The organism is uncultured Traorella sp. (assembly GCF_944327115.1).
Lineage (GTDB): Bacteria > Bacillota_I > Bacilli_A > Erysipelotrichales > Erysipelotrichaceae > Traorella.
Genome location: NZ_CALVGS010000113.1, coordinates 1 through 23,142 on the forward strand (window position 1 = coordinate 1; position 23,142 = coordinate 23,142).

A 23,142-nucleotide genomic window follows, 5' to 3' on the forward strand; every position below is an offset into this window, starting at 1 on the left:
AGTACAAATTACTATTCACTTTTCAAAGAACAGCTCCAGCTAACATACAAAATTAGAAATTTTATATTTTCAAACTTTTTCATCTAAATCTCTTGATTTTTATATAGTTAGCTCCTTTGATTTTTACTGTTATTATGACTGTTTTTCTTTTAGGACCTTTTTTTACTAATATGAGTATTATTGATTATATTACTGACTTAGCTACTTATAAGTATTTGCTTAATGCAATCTTAATTCCAATTCATAGCTTACCTGGTGTCTTTGAGAATAATATATATGGAAATGTTATCAACGGTGCTTTGTGGACATTGCCAATAGAATTTATATGCTATATTGCATTAATGATTTGTTATAAATTGAAGTTATTAAATAAAAACATACTATATACATTTCCAATTTCATTAATTTTTTTCTATCTTTTTTATTATTCAAATATACAATTATTTTCTTCTTTATCTATATATACCTTGCCTATTTTTATATATTATATGGGTATGTTATACTATGTCTTTAAAGATAAAATTATTTTAAATAATGGATTAGCTGCCTTTTTGGTTGTTATATGGTTTGGATTAGTTTATTTTGGATTTGCTGAAATAGCTATGTTTATAATATTTCCATATATTATTTCTGTTATTGTATTTAATAAAAAACAATGTAATAGAAAATTATCAGAATTAGGTAATTTTTCATATGGAATTTACTTATGTGGTTTTCCAATTCAGCAGATAATGGTATATTTATTCGGTGGTAAGATGAATGTGTATATTAATATGATTGTATCAATAGTACTTGCAATTATCGTAGGATATTTTATTTATTTCATAAGTGAACAAAAATTAAAAAAATATAGTGTTTAATTTATTTGATAGGATATAATAAGTAAGGAGGTTTATTATGAACTTTGAAATTTATACAAAATTAAACTATGGTGTATATGTGATCACATCATCACTCAATGGTAAACAGTATGGCTGTGTAGCAAATTGTGCCATGCAGATTACCGATCAGCCTTCAACGATTGCGATCAGTATGAATCATAACAACGAAACACACAAGGCAATCAGTGAAAGCGGATATTTCGGTATCAATATATTACAGGAAAATATCGATCCTTCTTATATTGGTGTATTTGGTTTTTCGAGCAGTAAGGACAAGGACAAATTTAAAGATTTTGATTATGAGATCAAAGACAATGTACCTGTATTAAAAGAAGCTTTAGGCTATTTGACATTAAAGGTAATTAATACGATGGAAACACCGACCCATACAGTCTTTTTAGGAGAAGTTATTGATGGTGATGTCTTGCATTCCGCAACACCGATGACTTATAAATATTATCATGAAGTCATTAAAGGAAAATCACCTAAAAACGCCCCGACTCATATCGTAGATGAAAATGTTACGACAAAAGAACAATGGGTATGCAGTATCTGCGGTTATGTTTATGATGGTGATATTCCGTTTGAACAGCTTCCAGATGACTATGTATGTCCGATCTGCCTCCAGCCAAAAGAAGTATTTGAAAAAAGATAATCCATTCGTGGATTATTTTTGTTATAATGGGGACATATGAAACGATGCAGATGGGTGGATGAAACAAGCGAATTATATATTAGATATCATGATACAGAATGGGGCGTTCCTTCTTATGATGATCATTATCTTTTTGAAATGCTGCTTCTTGAATCCTTTCAGGCAGGATTGTCCTGGATCACGATTTTAAAGAAGCGTGAGGCCTTTAGAGAAGCCTTTGATGATTTTGATGTAGTAAAAGTGAGCCAATATGATGAAACAAAGATATCAGCGTTGATGAAAAATAAAGATATTATACGCAATCAATTAAAAATTCGCGCTGCTGTGAACAACGCGAAGATATTTATTCAGATTCAACAGGAATTTGATCGTTTTTCAAATTATATCTGGTCCTTTACAAATGGCAAGATCATATATAATGAGAATGATGAACTTCCTGCAACCTCTCCCTTATCTGATACGATCTCGGTGGATCTGAAACAAAGAGGGATGAAATTTGTCGGTTCAACGATCATATATTCATATCTTCAGGCCATAGGAATCATTAATGATCATGAAACGACCTGTGATTTTTATAAGAAAAATTAAAGTGTTTTAAGAAGCTTTATATAAGGACCCTGGTCATCACGATCGATCCGGATGATCCTATCAAAACCAGCTTCGATATATAATTTTAATGCAGGATAATTATCTAAATCTACCCCAATGGCTATTTCTTCATAGTCCATTTCTTTTATCTTTTCAATGGCAAAATGCAATAATTGTCTTCCAATTCCCTGATGGCGGTATTCGCGTTTTACGATCAGTCTTGATATATAGATACGCTGGTCAGTAATCGTATAATCACTATCTTTCATATCAAAGACCAAAGAAATTTCACCAATGAATTCACCATCAATCGTATAAATAAAAGTGATTCGGTTATTCGAAAGCAATTCATGATAAAACTGTTCTGCAAGTGCAGACTGTTTTTCCATGTTCCAAATATTGCCACATTTATTAAAATCAGCTATGTCTAATGCAATAATTTCATGTTTCATCATATCCTCCTATGTTAATCAGCCTCATGATTTGTATGGGTATCAATAAAACCAAAATTAAATTTTGAATACATGATTTTCTGTTCGCTGTATAATCCCTGATAGCCGGAAAGCATGTATCCGATCGCAGCTGCAATCAAAAACAGTGGAACAGCCGTGAAACCAAATAATTCAAAAGCAAGGAAAAGGGAAGTCACAGGACAATTGGTAACGGCATCAAAGACGACCATTAGTCCGATGGCGGCACCAAAAGAAGTATCGATACCTAGAATAGGAGCAATCCATCCGCCAAAGCAGGCACCTACAAAGAAACTGGGGACGATTTCACCACCCTTATATCCACAGCCTAAAGTAATTCCCGTAAAAACAGCTTTCAGAAGAAAGGCTTCAGGATGTACGCTGCCTTCCTCAATGGCTTTTTTGATCACAGACATTCCGGCACCATTATAATCCGTACCAACAAGATATGTTAGAATGACGATGATCGTTCCGCCTATAAAAATACGCAGATATTCATTCTTGAAAAGCTTGGAGAAAAGCTTGGAACATTTATGTAAGAAAATACATAAGAGTGAACCGATATAAGCACAAAGCAGGGATAGAAAAGCAATGTGCAGCATATTCAATGTATTGATGTTTGGCAACGATGCAATGATAAAAGCTTCTTTGGTAATACCAAACTGTTGGGCAACCATTGATGCTGCAACACTTGCGATCGCACAGGGAACAAGTGCTCCATAATGCATGATGCCAACGCTGATGACTTCCATTGAAAATATGGCAGCTGTCAAAGGTGTTCCAAATAAAGCTGAAAAAGCGGCACTCATTGAACACATGGTCATGATCTTACAGTCTTTGCTGTCCATCTTAAAAGCTCTGGCTAAATTCTGGCCTAAGCTTCCTCCTAACTGCAAAGCAGCTCCTTCACGACCCGCAGAACCACCAAAAAGATGTGTCAAAACAGTTGATATGAAGATCAAAGGAGCCATCACGATCGGAATTTTATCATCGGAACGAATAGAAACGATGATCAAATTTGTACCTTTATTATTTTCTCTTCCACAGAAATGATATAAAAAAACAATGACAAGACCCGCAATAGGCAGTCCAAGTATGAGCCATGGATCAGCTGTTCGAACAGAGGTTACTAAATTCAAGCTATAAGCAAATATAGCGGCAATGCTGCCTACCAATAATCCGCAAATACTGCCCAGCAGTATCCATTTCAATAAAATAAATAGATGATGAAGATGTATGCTGAATTGATTTATTTTCATTGGATCCCCCTAATTAATTACCTTTTTATTATAATGAGTGTTATAAATAAATACAAGCTGTTAAAAATGAAGTATCCTATATCATGTATGATCAAATTTGTGCTATTTTGAAGTGAATTTGCTTGATCATTTTATCTTCATAAAAAAATGGCATAAAAAAATTAAATTTTTTCTTGCAGTTTATAGAAATTTGATATACAATAGAAAAGCACATTGGGGTGTAGCCAAGCGGTAAGGCAACGGACTCTGACTCCGTCATTCATAGGTTCGAATCCTATTACCCCAGCCATATAGAAAAAGAAGTTGGCAATTGCCAACTTTTATGTTATGTTAAGTGTATGATTAAAATTAAAGATTATTGTGTATTAGATATTGAAACAACAGGATTATCACGTTTCAAGGATGACATTTTGGAAATTGGCTGCATAAAAATCAGAGATCATAAGATCATTGATCAAATGAGCGTCCTGATCAATCCTCATAAGCCGATCTCTCCTTATATCACATCGATCAATCATATTACGGATGAGATGGTTCAAAAAGAGGGAATTGAGCTGGATGAAGCTCTGATACGCTTGTATGACTTTATTGAGGATGATTGTCTGGTAGGTCATAATCTCTCATTTGATATGGGATTTATACGACAAAAGTCTTCTGAGAGTCTAGGACTGTCCTTTGATCATGTTCAATATGATACCTTGATGCTTTCAAGAAAAAGGATCAGATGTGAAAATTATAAGCTTTCAACAGTATGCCGATATTATAACATTCAAAATAAGACAGCTCATCGTGCCTTATCTGATGTGATCGCAACCTATCAGGTATTTGAATGCCTGATGAAAGAAATTTAAATACAAAAAAACTCATCACAGGGATGAGCTTTTTTAATTAGAATTCAGGTTCACCAGTATATTTGGCTCTTTCAGGACTTAGGTTATCCGTATAATAACGAACAGTCAATGCACCGCCACATTTATTTTTTGTTTTTGGAGCAACCAGTATTCGATCTCCTTCCAACAGGGCATCCAGCATGGCCTTACAGCAAACCGTCTGATTTCTTACCCCTGGTTCACATTCCTCCATCAGCTCTTTCGCATTCATTTCAATGAACAGCCACTGCATTTCATGAGCGTCCTTTTTTTTGCCATTGATAATGGAAGCATACTGTTCCTGTGTTAATTTTTCCATATTCATTTCCTTTCTTATTTATTTATGTTTATATTTTAACATATTTTATAAATGTTACAAGAAGCAATGTCCATGAAAAGAATGGGAGTGAAATGCTTGCATGAAAAACAAAGAAGAATGTATAATAAAATCAAAGGAGAAATAGAAATGAAAACATTAGATAATCGTAAAATTGTGTTAGTAGGGACAGGATTCGTGGGAATGAGCTTTGCTTACTCACTTCTTTCACAACCGGGCATTGATGAACTGGTATTGATCGATGTCGCGAAAGAAAAAGCAGAAGGGGAAGCAATGGACCTTTCTCACGGGCTTCCTTATGCTGCCAGCAAAATGCGCATCTATGCCGGTGATTATGCTGACTGCAAGGATGCCAGCATTGTTGTCGTAACTGCCGGTGCCGCTCAAAAACCGGGACAGACACGTCTTGAGCTTACTGCTATCAATACTAAGATCATGAAAGGAATTTGTGAGCAAATCAAAGAAAGCGGTTTTGGAGGTATCTTGGTAGTGGCCAGCAATCCGGTAGACCTGATGACTTATGTCGCTCAAAAGGTGACAGGCTATCCAAAAAACAGGGTGATAGGCAGCGGTACGCTTCTGGATACGGCAAGGCTAAGATATATGGTCGCTAAATATCTGGATGTTAATTCTACAAATGTTCATGCTTATATCATGGGAGAACACGGCGACTCTTCCTTTGTACCATGGATGCACGCGTATATCGGATGTAAATCACTTTTAGAGCTCTTAGATGAGCAGGGCAGAGATATGGCGGATCTATTACAGATCTATCAGGATGTCCGCAATGCCGCTTATGAGATCATCGAAAAGAAAAAAGCAACCTATTATGGCATCGGACTTTCTTTGAATCGTTTGGTTGGTGCTATTTTGAATAATGAAAATGCAATTATGACAGTTTCTGTTTACCAGAATAATGAATATGGAAAAACCGGACTTTATATCGGTGTTCCGGCTATCGTAAATCGTGAGGGAATCAGAGAGATCATTCATTTACCATTAAATGAGGTCGATCAGGGTAAATTTGATACTTCATGTGATAATCTCATGGAAATCATTCGTGAAACCATCGATCCGCTTTTATAAATTTAATAAAGGGCATTCGTTAGCGAATGCTCATTTTTTTATTTGATAAGTAAAAAGAAGATATTTTAGGTTTTTTTTGATCTGAATGTCACAGAGCTGTCATTTTTGAAATGATAAATGTGAGATTTTATTTAAATGTATATGAAAATATATCTCAATAAACGAATAAAAAAGATAATATTATTGTTTCAAATGTGTGAAAATTTGTGAAATGTGACAAAAATGTAAGTTGTGTGTTATAATAGTTCTCGTGTAATGAGGTGATAAACATGGACCATAAGAACTATCTTAGTAATAACATGACTCTAAATCAGCTGATGAAAATTACAGGAAGTGTTTCTTTGGTAACGATGCTGGCTCTGACACAGCGTGGTATTTTACAGGCTGAGGAGGTAACAGCTCCTACAACAAATCGAGTCAATCTGGAACCGATCAGTGTGAATTACAACGATACGGCCGCAATCGCAAAAGTAGCAAAAACAATTTTAAAAGATCATGTGAATTTACTTTCAGAATTCAAGATGGTAGAAAGCAGTCAGTATAGAACTGTTTATTCATTGGAAGATTATATCGTTAGCGTTTATTATGAAGCTAACAGCGGGTTAGGTGTAAAAGACGTAAAATTAACGATCGAAACTAAATTTACGCATGAACGCCCTGATGATCAGAAAATCATTGCTTTAAACGATCAAAGCGAATGTGAGGTTGTTGAAGGAACAGTAAATGTGTACAATGTGAAGATCAATGTCATTGATACGGTTGCACCTGTAATTTCATTAAGTGAGAGCTCTGTTACGATCGACGATACAGATAGCTTTGATATCAATAATTATATCAGTGTTTCTGATAATGTGGATGGTGCGATCGGTTATACCGTTGATGGTGCACTTGAAACATCGGATGATAAATATAAAGCAGGAACTTATACGTTTACGATCAGCGCCGTGGATTCAAGCGGCAATGCTTCTTCAAGCCAAATGAGCGTAACGGTCAATAAAACGGAACCGGAACCTGTAGTTGTAAGTACATCTTCGCTTTATTACGGATCAAATCCTGATCGCAGCAATTATGCTGGGGCTGATGTGCTGGTGAGTGCTGCTTATGCACAGCTGGGAAGAAGTCAGGATTGTACGATGCTGGTAACAAATGCTCTGGCTGCTGCAGGAATTAATTTCCACGGATGGCCGGCAGGTTATTTCAGTCTTGGTTATACAGTCAGTGGTTCAGAAGCCCGTCCGGGTGATTTGATCTATTATGATAATGCTGGTGCAGGGGTTCCACACATCGCTCTGTATATCGGTAACGGTATGGCAATTCATGGAGCATGGCAGGGATCTACGAAGATTGCTCCGGCATATGTCGGAAGCGGACCGGTGTTTATCCGAGTGACAAGAGGTTAAAGATGGCAATGCCATCTTTTTTCTTTTATGATATAATACATCAGGGGTAAAAGTATGATCCAAAAAATGAGTCAAACGAATGCAGAAGAAATTGCGAAGTGGCATTATGAGGCACCTTATGATTTTTATGATATGATCAATGACGAAGAGGATTTACATGAACTTCTTTATGAGCGTGGCGATCATTATTTTGAAGTGCTTGAAAATCATGACTGTATCGGTTTTTATTCAATCATTGAAGATGACGGGCAAATTGAAATAGGACTTGGGCTTCGTCCTGATCTTACCGGTAAGGGTTATGGAAAAGAATTCCTTGAAATGCTTCTTGAGTATATTTCTTTGAATTATGAAAAAAAGAAGATTGTTTTAAGTGTTGCGGCATTTAACTCAAGAGCGATTCGTTTATATGAAAAATGTGGATTTAAAAGAATCAAAAGCTTTTCTCAAACGACTAATGGTTCTATTTATGAGTTTATCAAAATGGAATTATGCAGATAAATTAATTTTGGAGATAGCAGGCCGTATTGAACTTTTACGTCAAAAAGATTATAATGAACATATTAATGGAGGCAAATTATGAATTTAAAGGATTATATCGCATCTGTACAGGATTTTCCGATCGAAGGAATTCTGTTTCGTGACATTACGCCATTGATGGCCAATGGAGAAGCTTTTCAGGAGGCTTGCAATCGTATCCGTGATTTTGCACAGAGCAAAGGAGCAACTGTAATCGTAGGGCCTGAATCCAGAGGATTTATCTTCGGATGTCCGGTAGCCAAAGATCTCGGAATCGGTTTTATACCGGTAAGAAAACCAAATAAGCTGCCAAGAGAAACCGTATCGATCAAATACGATTTGGAATATGGAAGCAATGAACTGCATATGCATGCCGATTCTATCAAAAAAGGTGATAAGGTCGTGATCATTGATGATCTTTTAGCAACCGGAGGTACGGTAGAAGCAACGATCAAGCTTGTTGAAAAAATGGGCGGTGAAGTTGTTGGCTGTTCGTTCTTGATTGAATTGTCTGATCTGAACGGACGTGAACTGTTAAAGAATTATGATGTTTATTCAGTCATGACATATTAAAAGGCGAAAGCCTTTTTTATAAAAGAGAGGTGAGAAGAATATGAAACAAAAATATGTTAATAAAAATTTTGATGACATTATGAATGAAGTCAAAAAATATATGGTGAAGCCTGAAAATCTTGAATTGATCCAGAGGGCATATGAATATGCAAACGAAAAACATTCCGGACAATTCAGAAGGAGCGGTGAGCCTTATGTCACACATGTTTTAAATGTTGGTTATATTCTTGCAACCTTAAGAAGCAGTCCGCAGACGATTGCGGCAGGACTTTTGCACGATACGATCGAAGACTGTGATGTAGATGAAGAAGAATTTAAAAAGCTTTTCGGTGATGAGATCTTTTTGCTCGTACAGGGAGTAACGAAGATCGGTAATCTGAAGTTTAAGGATGAAAAAGAATATCAGGCAGAAAATCATCGTAAGATCTTTATTGCGATGGCAAAGGATGTCCGTGTCATTTTGATTAAGCTGGTAGACCGTCTGCATAATATGCTGACCCTTCAATACATGCCGGAAGAAAAGCAGATGAAGATTGCTGCCGAAACATTAGAGGTCTATGCTCCGATCGCTCATCGCCTTGGTATCAGCGAGATCAAAAATGAATTGGAAGATCTCAGCTTTATGTATCTGAACCGAGAAAAATATTTTGAGATTGCTCATCTTGTTGAAAAAAAGAAGGCAGAACGTGATGGTCAGGTTTCAAAGATGATCGAAGAAATTTCTCAGCTTTTAAATGAACATCATATTAAATTCCGCATTTTTGGAAGAAGCAAGCATCTTTACAGCATTTATAAAAAGATGATCAATAAGCATAAGCGCTTTGATGAAATTTTAGATCTTTTAGCGATCCGTATCATTTGTGACGATGTGGGACAATGTTATGAGATCTTGGGGTATATCCATGCAACCTATCGACCGATCCCGGGACGTTTTAAGGATTATATTGCCATGCCGAAGGTCAATATGTACCAGTCGCTGCATACGACGATCGTAGCGGAGGAAAATATCTTTGAGGTACAGATCAGAACGGAAGAGATGGATCAGATTGCCGAACAAGGTATCGCGGCTCATTGGGCATATAAGGAAAATATTTCGCTGAGTCATGAAAAAGAACAGAAGGAAATTGAAGAAAAGCTGACATGGCTGAAAGAATTTGCATTGATGAGCGGTGAGGATGGTGTCAGTGATGATGCCAAGGAATATATGAATCTGCTTCAGAAAGATATCTTTGAAGCAAATGTCTATGTCATGTCCCCGAAGGGAAGGGTCATCGTTTTACCAAATGGTTCTACACCGATTGATTTTGCTTATCGTATTCATACGGAAGTCGGTCATAAGATGGTAGGAGCTACGGTCAATGGAGCCATTGTGCCTTTAAATACCGTCTTAAAGACAGGAGATGTTGTCAGCATCCGTACGAGCAATCAGTCAACAGGTCCAAGTGAAGACTGGCTGAAGATCGTCAAGAGCACGCATGCCCGAAATAAGATTCGTGCTTTTTATCAGAAAAAAGAAAATGAAAAGAAATCGGCGGCTATTGAAAAGGGTAAGGATATGCTGGCTGATGAGCTGAAACGACGCAGCCTGAATGCGGATGACTACATGGAAAGAAAAAAGATGGAGTCTGTTGTCGGTGCGCTGACCTATCCGTCATTAAATGATCTTTATTATGCCATTGGAACGAAAGCGATATCGGCTGCTGTGGTCGTTGACCGTCTTGTCAATCATACCTCCAGCAAGAGCATGGATAATGAAGAGCTTGTCAAGATGTTCAACCGCAATGAAACAAAACGTAAGCGCCCATCTAAATGTGGTGTCTATGTAAAGGGCATCGATACGATGACGGTCAACCTTGCCGCTTGCTGTAAGCCGATACCGGGAGATGAGATTGTCGGTTATGTGACCAAATCACAGGGAGTAAAGGTACACCGCTGTGACTGTCCGAACATCATCAATGAAAAATCACGAATCATTGATGTTTACTGGGATGATAATCTTGAGGAGAAGGATTATGAGGTCGAGGTCTTGATCGCTTCTACAGACAGATCTTTCTTATTAAGCGATATCGTTACAGTCGTTTCTCAGAATAAAGCAGGTTTGATCCATGTTGACAGTAAGGTCATGGATGACAAGATATCGGTAACGACGATGCTGACGGTGCTTGTGAAAAATGCTGAGCATCTGAGAACACTGATGGCCAATTTGAAGAAGGTCAATAGTGTCATTTCGGTAGAAAGAATGATTCACTAGTTGAATTTCAGCGTAAATTGTGCTATATTAAAAAAAACTGATGAAGTAGAGAATATTTATGGAATGTCAAAGAGAGTGGACGTTGGGTGTGAGTCCATACAGGAAGTAAATAGGGACACTATGGAGGTGCTGTTTGAAAAGAGCAGCCGGGACTCGCCGTTATGAGTTGAGTGCGCAGTCATGCGAACTAAGGTGGTATCACGTTAAGCGTCCTTAGATGGGCGCTTTTTTTGTTTTAAAGGAGAGAGAACATGACAAATTATCAGATGCCAAGAGGTACGCAGGATATTCTGCCAAATGAAATTGAAAAGTGGCATGCATTAGAAGAATATCTGCAGAAATTTACAACCCTGTATCATTATAAGGAAATCCGTACACCGATCTTTGAACATACGGAAGTCTTTAAGCGCGGGAATGATTCCAGTGATATGGTCAACAAAGAAATGTACACATTTATGGATAACGGTGCCCGCTCTTTGACACTGCGTCCGGAAGGAACGGCCGGTGTATGCCGCAGCTTTGTGGAAAATAAGCTATATGGCAGTCCTGATCTGCCGGTCAAACTATATTATATGGGCCCTATGATGCGCTATGAACGTCCGCAGAAGGGCAGACAGCGTATTTTTAATCAGTTTGGGGTCGAGGTACTGGGGGTCAAGAATCCTTATCTGGATGTGGAAACGATTGCTTTAGGATATTCGATTCTTAGCGGTTTAGGACTTAAGGATCTTGTTGTCCAGCTGAATACGCTGGGTGATGATGAATCGCGAAATAATTATCGTGAAGCCTTGAAAAAACATTTTCATGGTTATTTAGATGAATTGTGTGTCGACTGTCATCGCCGTTATGAGCAGAATCCTTTGCGGATCTTGGACTGTAAGGTAGATCATGATCATCCGGCGATGAAAAGCGCACCTAAGATCAGCGATTATCTGAATGAGGAAAGCCGTGATTATTTTGAAAAGGTCAAAGCAGGCTTAGATGCCTTGGAAATTCCTTATACCGTAGAAGATCGTCTTGTCAGAGGGCTTGATTATTATACTCATACCGTCTTTGAAATCGTGTCTGTCAATGAAGACATGGGCGCTCAGGCAACGCTTTTGGCCGGTGGACGATATGATGGCTTAATCGAGTATTTCGGTGGTCCTGAAATGTCCGGAATCGGCTGGGCTCTTGGAATGGAACGCATCTTATTGGCGCTTGAAGCAGAAAATATCGAGATAGCAAAGGATGAAGGCATTGATGCATATGTTCTTTGCCTTTGTAAAGAAGCACAGTTAGAAGCCTTCAAGCTTACTACGATGCTGAGAAGCCATGGCTTTATTTGTGACACCGATTATCAGCAGCGTTCTTTCAAAGCACAGTTTAAGAGCGTTGAACGTATGAAGGCTAAAATAGCGATCCTTGTCGGTGAAGATGAGCTGGCATCCCATACCCTTTCTTTAAAGAAGATCGATACGCAGGAACAGTTCAAAATTCCGGCAGATGAGATCATAACGAAGATGGATGAATTATTAGAGGAGAGATTTTAAATGGAAAGAACACATACCTGCGGTGAATTAACACTGCGTCATGTTGGTGAAACCGTTACTTTATGCGGCTGGGTCAATAAAAGAAGAAATTTTGGAGCTTTGGTCTTCATTGATCTGCGAGATCGTGAGGGTCTGACACAGTGTGTCTTTGATGAAAAAATATCAGAACAAATTGTCAGCGTTCGAAATGAATATGTTCTTCAGGTAACAGGAACAGTAGTTGAACGACAGGATAAGAACCCAAAGATGAAAACAGGCGATATCGAAATCAGCGTCAGTGAGGTAAAAATCATCAACAGTGCTGAAACAACACCTCTGATCATCGCCAATCAGACAGATGCCCTGGAAGATACACGTTTGAAATATCGTTATCTGGATCTTCGTCGTGAATGTCTGCAGAACAATTTAAAATTAAGACACCAGGTAACGATGTGTGCCCGTAATTATTTATCCGATCTGGGCTTTTTGGAAATCGAAACACCGATCCTTTGCAAATCGACACCTGAGGGAGCCCGTGATTATTTAGTACCAAGCAGGATTTCAAAAGGAAGCTTTTATGCTTTACCGCAGTCACCGCAGATTTATAAACAGCTGTTGATGATTGCCGGCATGGATAAATATTTTCAGATTGCCCGCTGCTTCAGAGATGAGGATCTGCGCTCAGACAGACAGCCTGAATTTGATCAGATCGATATTGAAATGTCATTTGCCGATGAAAATGATATCTTTTCTGTCGTTGAAGGTCTGATGAGAAAGATATTTAAGGATACCAAGGGAATTGAAGTAGATGAATTTAAGAGAATTCCTTATGATGAGTGCATGTCAAGATTTGGTTCAGATAAACCGGATCTGCGCTTTGGTATGGAAATTGTTGATCTTTCCGAAATATTTAAAGATACTGACTTTACGATTTTTAAGAATATCTTGCATGATAAGGGCATGATCAATGGTATCGTGGCAAGAAATGCCGCTGATAAGTTTTCACGTAAGGACTGTGACCACTTAGGTGAATTTGTGAAGGTATATGGAGCCAAAGCTTTATCTTTCTTAAAGTTTACGGATCATAGCTGGAGCGGTTCGATCCATAAGGTATTAAGTGAGGATGAAAAAGCACGATTGCAAGAAAAATTACAGATTGAAGACAATGATATCATCTTTATTGTTGCGGATAAGCCAAAGATCTCATTGACCGCTTTAGGCGCTTTGCGCGTTAAATTAGGCAAAGAGCTGCAGCTGATCGATGAGAAGAAATATTGTTTCTTGTGGGTCACGGATTTCCCGATGTTTGAATATGATGAAGCTGAGGCCCGTTATGTAGCGGCCCACCATCCGTTTACAGCACCTAAGGCTGAGGATGTCGATAAGCTGATCAGTGATCCTGCACATTGTTATTCAAGAGCCTATGACCTTGTTTTAAACGGTTATGAGCTTCTCAGCGGTTCGATCCGTATCCATGATCAGCAGCTTCAGGAAAAGGTGTTTGAAGCTATCGGGCTGACACCAAAGCAGGCTGAAGAAAAATTTGGTTTCTTCCTTGAAGCCTTTAAATACGGCGCACCTCCTCATGGCGGTGTGGGGATCGGATTAGAACGTTTGATCATGATCCTGGCCGGTACGGACAATATTCGTGATGTCATTGCTTTCCCGAAAACTGCCAGTGCCAGCGATCTGATGAGCGAAGCACCTTCTGAGGTTGATGAAAGTCAGCTTGAAGAGCTTGGCCTGATGATCAGAAAAAAGGATGGGAAATAATTCCTTTGCTCCCATACCAAATAATTTATAAAAAATCAAGAGTATACTTTTGATTTTTTTATAATATAATGGAATTGTCCAAAAGGTTCAAATTTTTCCTCAAAGTTGAGATAAGGGAGTCCGGACGTTGAAATTTGGTGTTGAATGCCTGTGTTTCATAGGAATCCTAAAGATTTTCACAGGACACCCACCTGTATATACAGGGAAAGATCTCACCTTTTGGGTAAGCGGGTTTAATCCCGCTTTTCTTTTGTGTAAAAAGTTGTTATAATAGGCGAGAGGTGTTATATGGAAACATGGATTGTTGAATTTATCGAACAGTTTGGATACTTAGCGGTATTTTTACTGATTGCGGTGGAAAATATATTTCCGCCGATCCCAAGTGAAATCATCTTGACCTTTGCAGGTTTTATGATCACCAAAAGCGGATTGGGATTTTTTGGAATGGCCTTTTCTTCAACGCTGGGGTCATATATCGGAGCCCTTGTCTTATATGGGCTGGGTTATTTTTTGCGGCCGGAGAAATTTGAACGATTTTTAAATCTTTTTAAATTTAATCTTGAGGATGTTGAAAAGGCACAAAAATGGTTTAATGATAAGGGATCGCTGACCGTCTTCTTTTGCCGGTTCGTACCGATCATTCGTTCACTGATCAGCATTCCCGCAGGTATGAGTCGTATGAAAATGCTTCCTTTTTCGTTATATACGGTTGTAGGAAGCCTGATATGGAATTGTGTGCTGATCTATATCGGAACAATACTTGGAGATCATTATGGCTTGATTTCCGGCTATATGGAGCAGTATGGAATCGTTGTGGGCATCGTTATCGTAATTATTGGTGCTGCATGGCTGACCATGAAGCTGATGAAAAAGAAGAAAGGTGCTTAAAAGCAGCCTTTAAGGTAGAGAAATGGAAAATCTAAACGGACTTTTACTTGTTAATAAACCGCAAAATATGACTTCCTTCGATGTTGTTGCCATCATGCGAAAAAAGCTTCACGTGAAAAAGATCGGTCACAGCGGTACATTAGATCCGATGGCCGAAGGGGCTTTGTTATTGCTGATCGGCAAGGCTACCAAGATCCTTCCTTATCTGGAAAATACCGATAAAGAATATATCGCAACCTTTGAGCTTGGAAAACAAACCGATACGGAGGATATATGGGGGAATGTCATTGAAGAAAAAGAAGTGAGGGAAATTGATGATCTTTCTTCGCTCTGTCACTCTTTCATCGGCAAGCAGAAGCAATTACCGCCAATGGTCAGTTCCATTAAAGTGAATGGTAAAAAGCTTTATGAATACGCCCGTGACAAGATCGAAGTTGAACGCCCTTTAAGAGATATCGAAATCTATGATATTGAAGTTCTGGATAAAAATAAGATAAGGGTCAGCTGTTCAAGCGGTACATATATCCGTTCTCTGATTCGTGATATGGCGCTTCAAAGCGGTAATATCGGTTGTATGAGCTCACTGATCAGAACACGAATAGGAAATTTTACGCTCGATGACTGTTATCAGCTGGATGAGGTGGACGTTGATACGGTTCAGCTTCATTCCATCTATGAGGCATTAAACTATCTGCCTATGATCGAAATTGAGAATGAACGGGATGTCATGAACGGCAAAAAGCTGCGTTTGGATACAAAGGAAGACCGGGTGTTGATGGTAAAGGATAAAGAAGCTTTGGCAATTTATCAACGTCATCATCAGAATATTTTTAGCTGTGAAAGAGGTTTATGGTAATGAAAGTAATACGTATGGATTTAAATGAGATAGAGCAATTAGAAGATTTAGCGGCCTGTATCGGCTATTTTGATGGAATGCATGTGGGACATATGCGTTTGATCGAGAAAACGCTTGAACAGGCTGATAAAAAAGGCTTAAAGAGTGCCTGTATTACTTTTGATCCGGATCCCTGGTGCGTTATCAAGCAGATGAAGGATATTGCTCATATCACTTCTATGGAAGAGCGTATCGAAATCGGACGTCAGTGCGGATTGGATTATTGGATCATCCTTTCCTTTACAAAGCAACTGGCATCTTTATCGTATCGTGATTTTGAAAAAATGCTGGATCAGATGAATGTCAAAGTATTGATTTGCGGTTTTGACTATTCATATGGCTATAAGGGTGAAGGAAATGTTGAAACATTGAGAAAACAGTCTTATTTTGATGTGATAGAAGTTGAAGAAGTCACATATGAGGATGAAAAAATATCTTCGAGCCGTATTGAGGAAACGATACAGAAAGGGGATATGCGTACGACGACACATTTGCTGGGAAGACCTTATTCTATTAAGGGAACGGTTGCTGAAGGACGTTCTTTGGGACATACGATCGGTTTCCCTACGGCGAATCTGAAGATGAAGCATCATTCCATCCTGCCTCTTGTAGGAGTATATATCGGTTATGCCTATGTGGAGGGAAGGCATTATAAATGTATGATCAATGTAGGTCATAATCCGACCTTTAATTATAAAGAGGATATTGCGGTAGAAGCCTATTTGGTTGATTTTGATCAAAAGATCTATGGCGATGAGATGGAGCTGATCTTTATTGAAAGAATACGGGATGAGAAGCGCTTTGCCAGTAAGGAAGAACTGGTGGAACAGCTTAAATGTGATGTGCTGAAGGCAAAAGCACTTTAGGTATAAACCTCCTTTTGTTTCATATAATGAAATGCAAGGAGGTTTTTTTGATGAATAAACAAGCCCTCGCTTTTATCAGCATGTTTACATTAGTGCTGATGCTTTCGATTTATTATGTATCGCTGGAAACGATCACTCCTCAAGACAATACGCCTGTCAGTGATGTTACGAGCGTGATGGCTGTTTTAAATGAGCAGAATCTGGAAAAAAAGAATGCTTTGGTATTGCAGCTGAAGGAACAGCTGGGAAGCAGTGAAACAAGTGAAGAAAAGAAGAAAGAGGTTCTTTCGAAGATCGAAGCGATCGAGAGTAATAAACAGATAGAAGAAAGGATCGTCGATGCACTGGAACAAAAAGGTATAAAAGGTGTTGTGAATATTGAAGATGACATCGTAAAGACCCATGTTTTTGAAACAGAGAAAAGCAATGAAAAAGCTGATGAGATCATGCGTTTGATTTATCCGCTGATTACCTCGGATCAGACGATCGAATTAGTTTTTAGTTGAAAGATGTTCCACTTTCAAGTATAATAGCAATAGAAGGTGATAAAAGTGGCACAAGAATATATTTGTATCAAAAAATCAAATGATTACGGACAGATAGCAATCAATAAAAAAGTATTTGAATCAATTGCATTGATCGAAATCGGAGAAGAAGAAAAAAAGGTCGTACCGGATTCTTCAAGATTTAAGAATGCTGTAAGCTGCAGGGTTTCTAAGAATTCGCTGGTACTGAATGTTGATGTGAAGGTAAACTATCAGCTGAATGTGAATGAGATCTGTTCACGTCTTCAGGATAAGATTTATAATTCGATCCTGCATATGACAGGTGTGAAGATGGATATGATAGATATCAAGGTGACCGGATTCATTTTCTAGCTTAATTACACCCTAACGGGTGTTTTTGAATGGCATATGTGTTAAAATGAATAAACGGAGGATATTATGAGCAGACATACATTACGAGAAACAGCGATGACCTGTCTTTATCAGTATTTTCTTTTACATGGTGATATCAAGTCGATCGTTTATGAAAATGCCGGAAATGAAATCGATCCGTTTCTTTATACGGTAACGATCGATGCATTGAAGCATAAGGATTATTATATACAGAAAATCAATGATGTATTGAGTGATGATTGGGAATTTGACCGTCTGGGCTGTGTTGAAAAGGCAATTCTTTTAATGGCCGCTGCAGAGCTTGATTTTGAAACGGCAAATAAGGCCATCGTCATTGATGAAGCTGTGACCCTTTCTAAAAAGTATTGTGACAGTGATACTTATAAGCTGATCAATGGAGTGCTGGATAAGCTATGATGAATCGGATGTGGTCAGTTTCCGCATTGGTTTCTTATATCAAACGAGGAATCGATCATGATGAGAATTTAATGCAGCTTCTGGTACGTGGTGAAATCAGCAATCTTGTGAAGCATCGTTCAGGACATTATTATTTCACATTAAAAGATGATAAAGCTCGGATGAGCTGTGTCATGTTTTCAAATTATGCAAGACTCGTTCGTTTTGATCTTGAAAATGGCAGCAGGGTGATCGCACAGTGCAAGGTCAGTGTCTATGAGGCTGGCGGCAGCGTGCAGCTTTATGTCAATGGTCTGCAGCCGGATGGCATCGGTGAGATGTATCTGCAGCTGGAGGCCTTGAAGAAAAAAATGATGAGTGAGGGTTATTTTGATCCCGCACATAAAAAGAAGCTGCCGATGTATCCGATGGATATTGCTTTGATCAGTGCGAAAGAAGCTGCTGCGGCAAGTGATGTCCGAACAACGATCGCCCGTCGCTGGCCATTAGCCAAAATTACGTTCTACCCATCATTGGTCCAGGGAAGTGAGGCTGCAGCGATGCTGATCGAAACGATAAAAAAAGCAGATCAAAAGCACCATGATGTTATTTTGCTGGTGCGGGGCGGCGGCAGCATCGAAGATCTTTGGGCCTTTAATCAGGAGGCATTGGCAAAATGTATTTATGATGCGGCAACTCCTATCGTTACCGGAGTTGGTCATGAAACGGATACAACGCTTGTCGATTATGTCAGTGATGCCAGAGCAGCGACACCTACTGCAGCAGCAGAATTGGTGACGCCGGATATTCAGGAAGTGAGCGATCAGCTTCAGCGGTATAAAAAGATGATGGCGGATCGGTTAAAGATGCTTCTGGATCGTTCAACGCATCGTCTTGATAAGGTGAAAAGCCATCCTTATATAAAAAATCCGATGGCATATATCGAAAACAGCATGATGAGCCTTGATCTCAAAAGAAATGCTTTTGAAACATATATCCATGGTATGATGAATTTACATAGTGATGTTGAACAAAAACGTATCCGTTTTGCACATGCAGGCAGTCTGATGGTACAGAAGATGGAAAATCAGCTTTGGCAGCAAAATGATAAGCTGCTTATGCATACAAAGCGATATGGTTTGGACAGTGAAAGAGAATTAAGAGGGAGGATCCAGCTTTTAGATGCTTATTCGCCCTTGAAAATACTGCTTCGCGGTTATTCGCTGACAAAGATAAACGGACATTGTATCAAAAGCATTGATGACGTACAGGTAAATGACAGGATCGTAACGACTTTAAGTGACGGTGAAATATATTCAAATGTTTTGAAAAAGGAGAAGAAACATGAGTGATAAATTATCTTTTAAACAGTCTATGAATAGAATAGATGAGATTTTGGATCTTTTGGAAAAGAACGAAATCGATCTGGAGGAAGCAATCTCTCTTTTTGAAGAAGGATTGAAGCTTGTTCATGACTGTGATCAGCAATTAATTGCTTTTAAGGACAAGATGAATGAGCTGATCCAAAGCTATGAAGGTGAAGACCATGCATGATTTTGAAGAAAAATTGGCACATTCACTCGATCATCTTGAAGCATCAAGAGTAAAAGAGGCCATGCTTTATTCATTATGTGCACCGGCCAAGCGCCTGCGTCCACAACTGCTTTACGGCGTTTTGAAAGCATATGGGGTCAATGAATCACAGGGTGATAACTGTGCCATTGCGATTGAGATGATTCATTCTTATTCTTTGATCCATGATGATCTTCCTTGTATGGATAATGATGATCTTAGAAGAGGACAGAAAACCTGTCATAAACAGTTTGATGAAGCCACTGCTCTTTTAGCCGGTGATGCTTTGTTGAGCGAGGCTTTTGGATATGTGGCCAATGCCACTTATCAAAACAGCATCAATAATGATCTGGTAGGAGAATTTGTAAAGGCGATCGGTGCTAACGGGATGATCTTAGGACAGATGATCGACCTGTTAAGCGAAAACATAAAAACGGATCTGGATACGATCAGCAAGATCGATCTTCTGAAGACCGGCTGTCTTTTTTCCTTAGCGCTTGTCAGCGGCTGCTTGATTGCCAACAAGAAGGGGGATATCGAGGTTTGGCGAAATATCGGTTATAAGGCAGGTTTGGCTTTTCAGATTCAGGATGACTGCCTGGATATCACGAGCAATGAAGAAAAGCTTGGAAAGAGCATCAGTGATGAGAAAAATCAAAAAAGTACCTTTGTTTCCGAGCTGGGTTTTGAAAAAGCCCAAAAGCTTTATCTTCAGTATTTTGATGAAATTGAAAATGATCTTAAAAAATGTAATATTCACAGCGAATCAATTTTAAATATCTTTCAGATGATAAAAAATCGCGATCATTAAGGAGTCTTATGAAAATCAATGAATTAAAAAGTCCTCGTCAGCTAAAAAGTCTGAATATAAAAGAACTGAACGAATTGTGTGATGAAATTCGTACTTTTCTCATAGAAAATATCTCTCATACAGGCGGACATCTTGCCAGTAATCTGGGAGTCGTTGAGCTGAGCGTGGCCATTCATAAGGTTTTTGATTCACCGAATGATAAGATCATTTTTGATGTAGGTCATCAAAGCTACGTGCATAAGATATTGACCGGAAGAGCCAATCGTTTCTATACGCTGCGTCAATATAAGGGACTCTCCGGCTTTCAGAAGCGTGCTGAAAGCGAACATGACTGCTATGAAGCAGGTCACTCCTCGACAGCTTTAAGCAGTGCTTTGGGCTTTGCGATGGCTAGAGATTATAATCATGAACAGCATCAGGTCATTGCAGTGGTCGGTGATGCCTCACTGATGAGCGGCATATCCTTGGAAGCTTTGAATACGATCGGTGAACGGCAAAGCAAGATGATCATTATCTTAAATGACAATGGGATGTCGATATCAAAAAATGTCGGGGCGCTAAGTGATACTTTGACAAAGATGCGTACTTCTGAAGTATATAATAAAACAAAAAAAGTGGTCAGCAGCTCACTCAACAAGAATAAGGCCGGCCAAAATCTTTATCATACCATTTCAAATATAAAAAATTCAGTAAAGCGTAATGTCGTGGAATCCAGCTTTTTCGGTGATTTTGGTCTTGATTATCTTGGACCAATCGACGGCCATAATCTTCATCAGCTGATCCAGACGCTGGAAACGGCAAAGAATCATCAAGGACCGATCGTTGTCCATGTATGTACGAAAAAAGGCAAGGGATATAAATACGCTGAAAATGATACAACCGGCAAATGGCATGGTGTTTCTGCTTTTAATGTCCGTACCGGAGAGCTTTTACATCAGATTCCGAAAAATGCGCTGTCATGGAGTCAGCTGATCAGTGATACGCTTTTGCAGTTGGCGGCTGACAATCCGGATATCATTGCGATTACACCGGCCATGATCACCGGCAGCAAGCTTGAAAATTTTCAAAAAAAATATCCGGATAGATTGATTGACTGTGGAATTGCGGAAGATCATGCGGCTATTTTGGCGGCAGGACTGGCCTGTGCCAAAAAGCGTCCTTTCCTGGCAATCTATTCTAGTTTTTTACAGCGTGCTTATGATCCGATCAATCATGATATCTGTCGAATGGATCTGCCGGTCGTCATCGGTATCGATCGTGCCGGTCTTGTCGGTGAAGATGGAGCTACGCATCATGGCTGCTTTGATATACAGCTGTTAAGAAGCCTGCCGAATATGATCCTCTCACAGCCCAAGGATGCACATGAGGCCCGCAATCTGCTTTATACGGCTTTTTCTCAAGATCATCCTTTTGCGATACGTTATCCGCGAGGAAATGTAATAAAAGATGAAGAAAAAATGGAAAAAATTGAAATTGGCAGCTGGTGTGAATATCCGATCACAGGCAGATGTGAACTTTATGTCGTTTCATATGGAAGTGATGTCGATGCCGTTATTTCAAAGGCTCAGGCAAATCATTTAAATTTAAATGTGGTCAATGCTCGTTTTTTCAAGCCATTGGATACGATCATGCTGGATCATATGGCAGCGAGTCATCTGCCGATCATTGTTTATGAAACCGATATTCTTGCCGGCGGTTTATCAAGTGCCATGCTTGAATATTATAATGATACACGGCAGACGGTACCTTTGATCCGTATCGGCATTGATGATCATTATGTTGCCCAGGGAAGCATCAGTGAATTAAGAAAGTCTGAAAAAATTGATTTAAATTCACTTTTTGAAAAGATCGGAGAGCTTCTTCATGAGGCTTGATGTTTACTTATGTGAAAACAAGCTGGTCAAGTCACGCACCTATGCACAGGATGCCATTCGTGAGGGAAGGGTCAGCGTTAATGGAAAGCTTATTTTTAAGCCTTCGTATGAAGTAAATGATGGTGAGGTTCAGCTGCTGTCCAAAGAAATCGAATTCGTTTCCAGGGGCGGTTATAAGCTGTATGATGCCTTAAAAGATTTCAATATTGATTTAAAAGATAAGAATGTTGCCGATATCGGTGCCAGTACCGGTGGCTTTAGCGATGTTGCCCTTCAAAGCGGTGCTAATCATGTATATGCCATTGATGTGGGTACTTTGCAGCTGGATGATTCATTAAGACATCATCCGCGTCTGACGAGCATGGAAAATACCAATGCTCTTGATTTAAGCGCTGATGATTTTATGCATGAAATCAATTTTGTGGTCATGGATGTTTCCTTTGTTTCTGTAAAGGCGCTGTTGCCTCATTTGATTGCTTTATTTCCTAAGGCTCAATTTCTTGTTCTTATCAAACCTCAATTTGAGGCGGGAAAAAAATATATCGGAAAAAACGGTATCGTGAAAGATAAAAAGGTTCATGAGAGGGTTTTAGAAGATATCTATTATTTTCTTTTATCAAATCAATGTTCACTATTGCATATAGGTAAATCTAAAACAAAAGGAAAAGATGGAAATCAGGAATATTTCATCGACTTTATCGTTCAGCCTTCCTCTTCTTCTTTTCCGATATCAGAGATAAAAAAGCTAGTCAGATAGCTTTTTTTCTTTTTA

General features: G+C 38.8%; 25 protein-coding genes, 1 tRNA gene and 1 other annotated feature. Of the genes, 23 read left to right on the forward strand and 3 right to left on the reverse strand.

Translation table 11 applies throughout. From position 1 onward, the window contains the following. Positions 1 to 134: 134 nt before the first annotated feature. The 3 genes from Q0K35_RS09660 to Q0K35_RS09670 are packed head-to-tail and all read left to right on the forward strand — an operon-like array spanning position 135 to position 2,124. Positions 135 to 860, forward strand: coding sequence for an acyltransferase family protein (locus Q0K35_RS09660; RefSeq protein ID WP_365936223.1), 726 nt, complete (start codon positions 135 to 137; stop codon positions 858 to 860). Positions 861 to 897: 37 nt separating this feature from the next. Continuing rightward, positions 898 to 1,536 carry a flavin reductase gene (locus Q0K35_RS09665; protein WP_294562608.1) on the forward strand — a complete coding sequence of 213 codons (639 nt, stop codon included), beginning with the start codon at positions 898 to 900 and terminating at the stop codon, positions 1,534 to 1,536. Positions 1,537 to 1,572: 36 nt separating this feature from the next. Then, a complete protein-coding gene (locus Q0K35_RS09670; protein ID WP_294562610.1) occupies positions 1,573 to 2,124 on the forward strand; it encodes a DNA-3-methyladenine glycosylase I in 552 nt (183 codons plus the stop codon). Here Q0K35_RS09670 and Q0K35_RS09675 read toward each other — a convergent pair. Together Q0K35_RS09675 and Q0K35_RS09680 are read right to left on the reverse strand one after the other, a co-directional pair. Beyond that, entirely contained in the window at positions 2,121 to 2,576 is a 456-nt protein-coding gene (locus Q0K35_RS09675; protein ID WP_294562612.1) for a GNAT family N-acetyltransferase, read from the reverse strand. The two genes, Q0K35_RS09670 and Q0K35_RS09675, sit on opposite strands and share 4 nt — an antisense overlap. A gap of 14 nt (positions 2,577 to 2,590) precedes the next feature. After that, entirely contained in the window at positions 2,591 to 3,853 is a 1,263-nt protein-coding gene (locus Q0K35_RS09680) for a chloride channel protein (RefSeq protein WP_294562613.1), read from the reverse strand. A 214-nt stretch (positions 3,854 to 4,067) separates the two neighbouring features. Between Q0K35_RS09680 and Q0K35_RS09685 the strand changes: the two genes are divergently transcribed. Beyond that, positions 4,068 to 4,142: transfer RNA gene (locus Q0K35_RS09685), tRNA-Gln, on the forward strand. A gap of 49 nt (positions 4,143 to 4,191) precedes the next feature. Next, positions 4,192 to 4,704, forward strand: a complete 513-nt coding sequence (locus Q0K35_RS09690) for a 3'-5' exonuclease (protein WP_294562615.1) — start codon at positions 4,192 to 4,194, stop codon at positions 4,702 to 4,704. A 37-nt stretch (positions 4,705 to 4,741) separates the two neighbouring features. Here Q0K35_RS09690 and Q0K35_RS09695 read toward each other — a convergent pair whose 3' ends face one another. After that, a complete protein-coding gene (locus Q0K35_RS09695; RefSeq protein WP_294562616.1) occupies positions 4,742 to 5,041 on the reverse strand; it encodes a hypothetical protein in 300 nt (99 codons plus the stop codon). Positions 5,042 to 5,188: 147 nt separating this feature from the next. Here Q0K35_RS09695 and Q0K35_RS09700 point away from each other — a divergent pair, with 147 nt between their 5' ends. The 18 genes from Q0K35_RS09700 (at position 5,189) to Q0K35_RS09785 (ending at position 23,127) form a co-directional block, all read left to right on the forward strand. After that, positions 5,189 to 6,145, forward strand: coding sequence for an L-lactate dehydrogenase (locus Q0K35_RS09700; RefSeq protein WP_294562618.1), 957 nt, complete (start codon positions 5,189 to 5,191; stop codon positions 6,143 to 6,145). A 269-nt stretch (positions 6,146 to 6,414) separates the two neighbouring features. Next, entirely contained in the window at positions 6,415 to 7,545 is a 1,131-nt protein-coding gene (locus tag Q0K35_RS09705) for an NlpC/P60 family protein (RefSeq protein WP_294562620.1), read from the forward strand. A gap of 54 nt (positions 7,546 to 7,599) precedes the next feature. Continuing rightward, entirely contained in the window at positions 7,600 to 8,043 is a 444-nt protein-coding gene (locus tag Q0K35_RS09710; protein ID WP_294562621.1) for a GNAT family N-acetyltransferase, read from the forward strand. Between the two features lie 78 nt (positions 8,044 to 8,121). Continuing rightward, the gene (locus Q0K35_RS09715) at positions 8,122 to 8,634 is read left to right on the forward strand and encodes an adenine phosphoribosyltransferase (RefSeq protein ID WP_294562622.1); all 513 of its coding nucleotides are present in this window, start codon (positions 8,122 to 8,124) and stop codon (positions 8,632 to 8,634) included. A gap of 40 nt (positions 8,635 to 8,674) precedes the next feature. Next, entirely contained in the window at positions 8,675 to 10,885 is a 2,211-nt protein-coding gene (locus tag Q0K35_RS09720) for a bifunctional (p)ppGpp synthetase/guanosine-3',5'-bis(diphosphate) 3'-pyrophosphohydrolase (protein ID WP_294562623.1), read from the forward strand. Between the two features lie 31 nt (positions 10,886 to 10,916). Beyond that, positions 10,917 to 11,103 (forward strand) — a binding site (T-box leader). 33 nt (positions 11,104 to 11,136) lie between these two features. Further along, a complete protein-coding gene (gene hisS / locus Q0K35_RS09725) occupies positions 11,137 to 12,417 on the forward strand; it encodes a histidine--tRNA ligase (protein ID WP_294562625.1) in 1,281 nt (426 codons plus the stop codon). After that, complete coding sequence (aspS, locus tag Q0K35_RS09730; protein WP_294562626.1) at positions 12,418 to 14,169, forward strand: aspartate--tRNA ligase; 1,752 nt, start codon at positions 12,418 to 12,420, stop codon at positions 14,167 to 14,169. Positions 14,170 to 14,457: 288 nt separating this feature from the next. After that, positions 14,458 to 15,057, forward strand: coding sequence for a DedA family protein (locus tag Q0K35_RS09735; protein WP_294562628.1), 600 nt, complete (start codon positions 14,458 to 14,460; stop codon positions 15,055 to 15,057). A 22-nt stretch (positions 15,058 to 15,079) separates the two neighbouring features. After that, a complete protein-coding gene (gene truB, locus Q0K35_RS09740; protein WP_294562629.1) occupies positions 15,080 to 15,913 on the forward strand; it encodes a tRNA pseudouridine(55) synthase TruB in 834 nt (277 codons plus the stop codon). Beyond that, positions 15,913 to 16,818 (forward strand): bifunctional riboflavin kinase/FAD synthetase, encoded by a 906-nt coding sequence (locus Q0K35_RS09745; RefSeq protein ID WP_294562630.1) that lies wholly within the window; start codon positions 15,913 to 15,915, stop codon positions 16,816 to 16,818. Before truB ends, Q0K35_RS09745 begins: the two co-directional genes overlap by 1 nt. Before the next feature lie 50 nt (positions 16,819 to 16,868). Then, entirely contained in the window at positions 16,869 to 17,324 is a 456-nt protein-coding gene (locus Q0K35_RS09750; RefSeq protein WP_294562632.1) for a hypothetical protein, read from the forward strand. Between the two features lie 45 nt (positions 17,325 to 17,369). After that, positions 17,370 to 17,696, forward strand: coding sequence for an Asp23/Gls24 family envelope stress response protein (locus Q0K35_RS09755; RefSeq protein ID WP_294562634.1), 327 nt, complete (start codon positions 17,370 to 17,372; stop codon positions 17,694 to 17,696). 66 nt (positions 17,697 to 17,762) lie between these two features. Then, positions 17,763 to 18,134 (forward strand): transcription antitermination protein NusB, encoded by a 372-nt coding sequence (locus Q0K35_RS09760; protein WP_294562636.1) that lies wholly within the window; start codon positions 17,763 to 17,765, stop codon positions 18,132 to 18,134. After that, a complete protein-coding gene (gene xseA, locus Q0K35_RS09765) occupies positions 18,131 to 19,465 on the forward strand; it encodes an exodeoxyribonuclease VII large subunit (RefSeq protein WP_294562637.1) in 1,335 nt (444 codons plus the stop codon). The genes Q0K35_RS09760 and xseA overlap by 4 nt, the downstream gene beginning before the upstream one ends. After that, on the forward strand, positions 19,458 to 19,667 hold the full coding sequence (gene xseB / locus Q0K35_RS09770; RefSeq protein ID WP_294562638.1) for an exodeoxyribonuclease VII small subunit: 210 nt from the start codon (positions 19,458 to 19,460) through the stop codon (positions 19,665 to 19,667). Before xseA ends, xseB begins: the two co-directional genes overlap by 8 nt. Further along, a complete protein-coding gene (locus Q0K35_RS09775) occupies positions 19,660 to 20,496 on the forward strand; it encodes a polyprenyl synthetase family protein (protein WP_294562639.1) in 837 nt (278 codons plus the stop codon). The genes xseB and Q0K35_RS09775 overlap by 8 nt, the downstream gene beginning before the upstream one ends. 8 nt (positions 20,497 to 20,504) lie before the next feature. After that, positions 20,505 to 22,370, forward strand: a complete 1,866-nt coding sequence (gene dxs / locus Q0K35_RS09780; RefSeq protein ID WP_294562641.1) for a 1-deoxy-D-xylulose-5-phosphate synthase — start codon at positions 20,505 to 20,507, stop codon at positions 22,368 to 22,370. Beyond that, on the forward strand, positions 22,360 to 23,127 hold the full coding sequence (locus tag Q0K35_RS09785; RefSeq protein WP_294562643.1) for a TlyA family RNA methyltransferase: 768 nt from the start codon (positions 22,360 to 22,362) through the stop codon (positions 23,125 to 23,127). Before dxs ends, Q0K35_RS09785 begins: the two co-directional genes overlap by 11 nt. The last annotated feature ends 15 nt before the right edge of the window (positions 23,128 to 23,142 follow it).

Coding starts and splice junctions, on each gene's coding strand:
- Q0K35_RS09690 (WP_294562615.1), top strand. CDS start 4,192: ATGATTAAAATTAAAGATTATTGTGTATTAGATATTGAAACAACAGGA.
- aspS (WP_294562626.1), top strand. CDS start 12,418: ATGGAAAGAACACATACCTGCGGTGAATTAACACTGCGTCATGTTGGT.
- Q0K35_RS09785 (WP_294562643.1), top strand. CDS start 22,360: ATGAGGCTTGATGTTTACTTATGTGAAAACAAGCTGGTCAAGTCACGC.
- Q0K35_RS09720 (WP_294562623.1), top strand. CDS start 8,675: ATGAAACAAAAATATGTTAATAAAAATTTTGATGACATTATGAATGAA.
- Q0K35_RS09750 (WP_294562632.1), top strand. CDS start 16,869: ATGAATAAACAAGCCCTCGCTTTTATCAGCATGTTTACATTAGTGCTG.
- Q0K35_RS09760 (WP_294562636.1), top strand. CDS start 17,763: ATGAGCAGACATACATTACGAGAAACAGCGATGACCTGTCTTTATCAG.
- dxs (WP_294562641.1), top strand. CDS start 20,505: ATGAAAATCAATGAATTAAAAAGTCCTCGTCAGCTAAAAAGTCTGAAT.
- xseB (WP_294562638.1), top strand. CDS start 19,458: ATGAGTGATAAATTATCTTTTAAACAGTCTATGAATAGAATAGATGAG.
- Q0K35_RS09715 (WP_294562622.1), top strand. CDS start 8,122: ATGAATTTAAAGGATTATATCGCATCTGTACAGGATTTTCCGATCGAA.
- Q0K35_RS09675 (WP_294562612.1), bottom strand. CDS start 2,576: ATGAAACATGAAATTATTGCATTAGACATAGCTGATTTTAATAAATGT.
- xseA (WP_294562637.1), top strand. CDS start 18,131: ATGATGAATCGGATGTGGTCAGTTTCCGCATTGGTTTCTTATATCAAA.
- Q0K35_RS09745 (WP_294562630.1), top strand. CDS start 15,913: ATGAAAGTAATACGTATGGATTTAAATGAGATAGAGCAATTAGAAGAT.
- Q0K35_RS09660 (WP_365936223.1), top strand. CDS start 135: ATGACTGTTTTTCTTTTAGGACCTTTTTTTACTAATATGAGTATTATT.
- Q0K35_RS09775 (WP_294562639.1), top strand. CDS start 19,660: ATGCATGATTTTGAAGAAAAATTGGCACATTCACTCGATCATCTTGAA.
- Q0K35_RS09735 (WP_294562628.1), top strand. CDS start 14,458: ATGGAAACATGGATTGTTGAATTTATCGAACAGTTTGGATACTTAGCG.
- Q0K35_RS09680 (WP_294562613.1), bottom strand. CDS start 3,853: ATGAAAATAAATCAATTCAGCATACATCTTCATCATCTATTTATTTTA.
- hisS (WP_294562625.1), top strand. CDS start 11,137: ATGACAAATTATCAGATGCCAAGAGGTACGCAGGATATTCTGCCAAAT.
- Q0K35_RS09705 (WP_294562620.1), top strand. CDS start 6,415: ATGGACCATAAGAACTATCTTAGTAATAACATGACTCTAAATCAGCTG.
- Q0K35_RS09700 (WP_294562618.1), top strand. CDS start 5,189: ATGAAAACATTAGATAATCGTAAAATTGTGTTAGTAGGGACAGGATTC.
- Q0K35_RS09665 (WP_294562608.1), top strand. CDS start 898: ATGAACTTTGAAATTTATACAAAATTAAACTATGGTGTATATGTGATC.
- Q0K35_RS09710 (WP_294562621.1), top strand. CDS start 7,600: ATGATCCAAAAAATGAGTCAAACGAATGCAGAAGAAATTGCGAAGTGG.
- Q0K35_RS09670 (WP_294562610.1), top strand. CDS start 1,573: ATGAAACGATGCAGATGGGTGGATGAAACAAGCGAATTATATATTAGA.
- Q0K35_RS09695 (WP_294562616.1), bottom strand. CDS start 5,041: ATGGAAAAATTAACACAGGAACAGTATGCTTCCATTATCAATGGCAAA.
- truB (WP_294562629.1), top strand. CDS start 15,080: ATGGAAAATCTAAACGGACTTTTACTTGTTAATAAACCGCAAAATATG.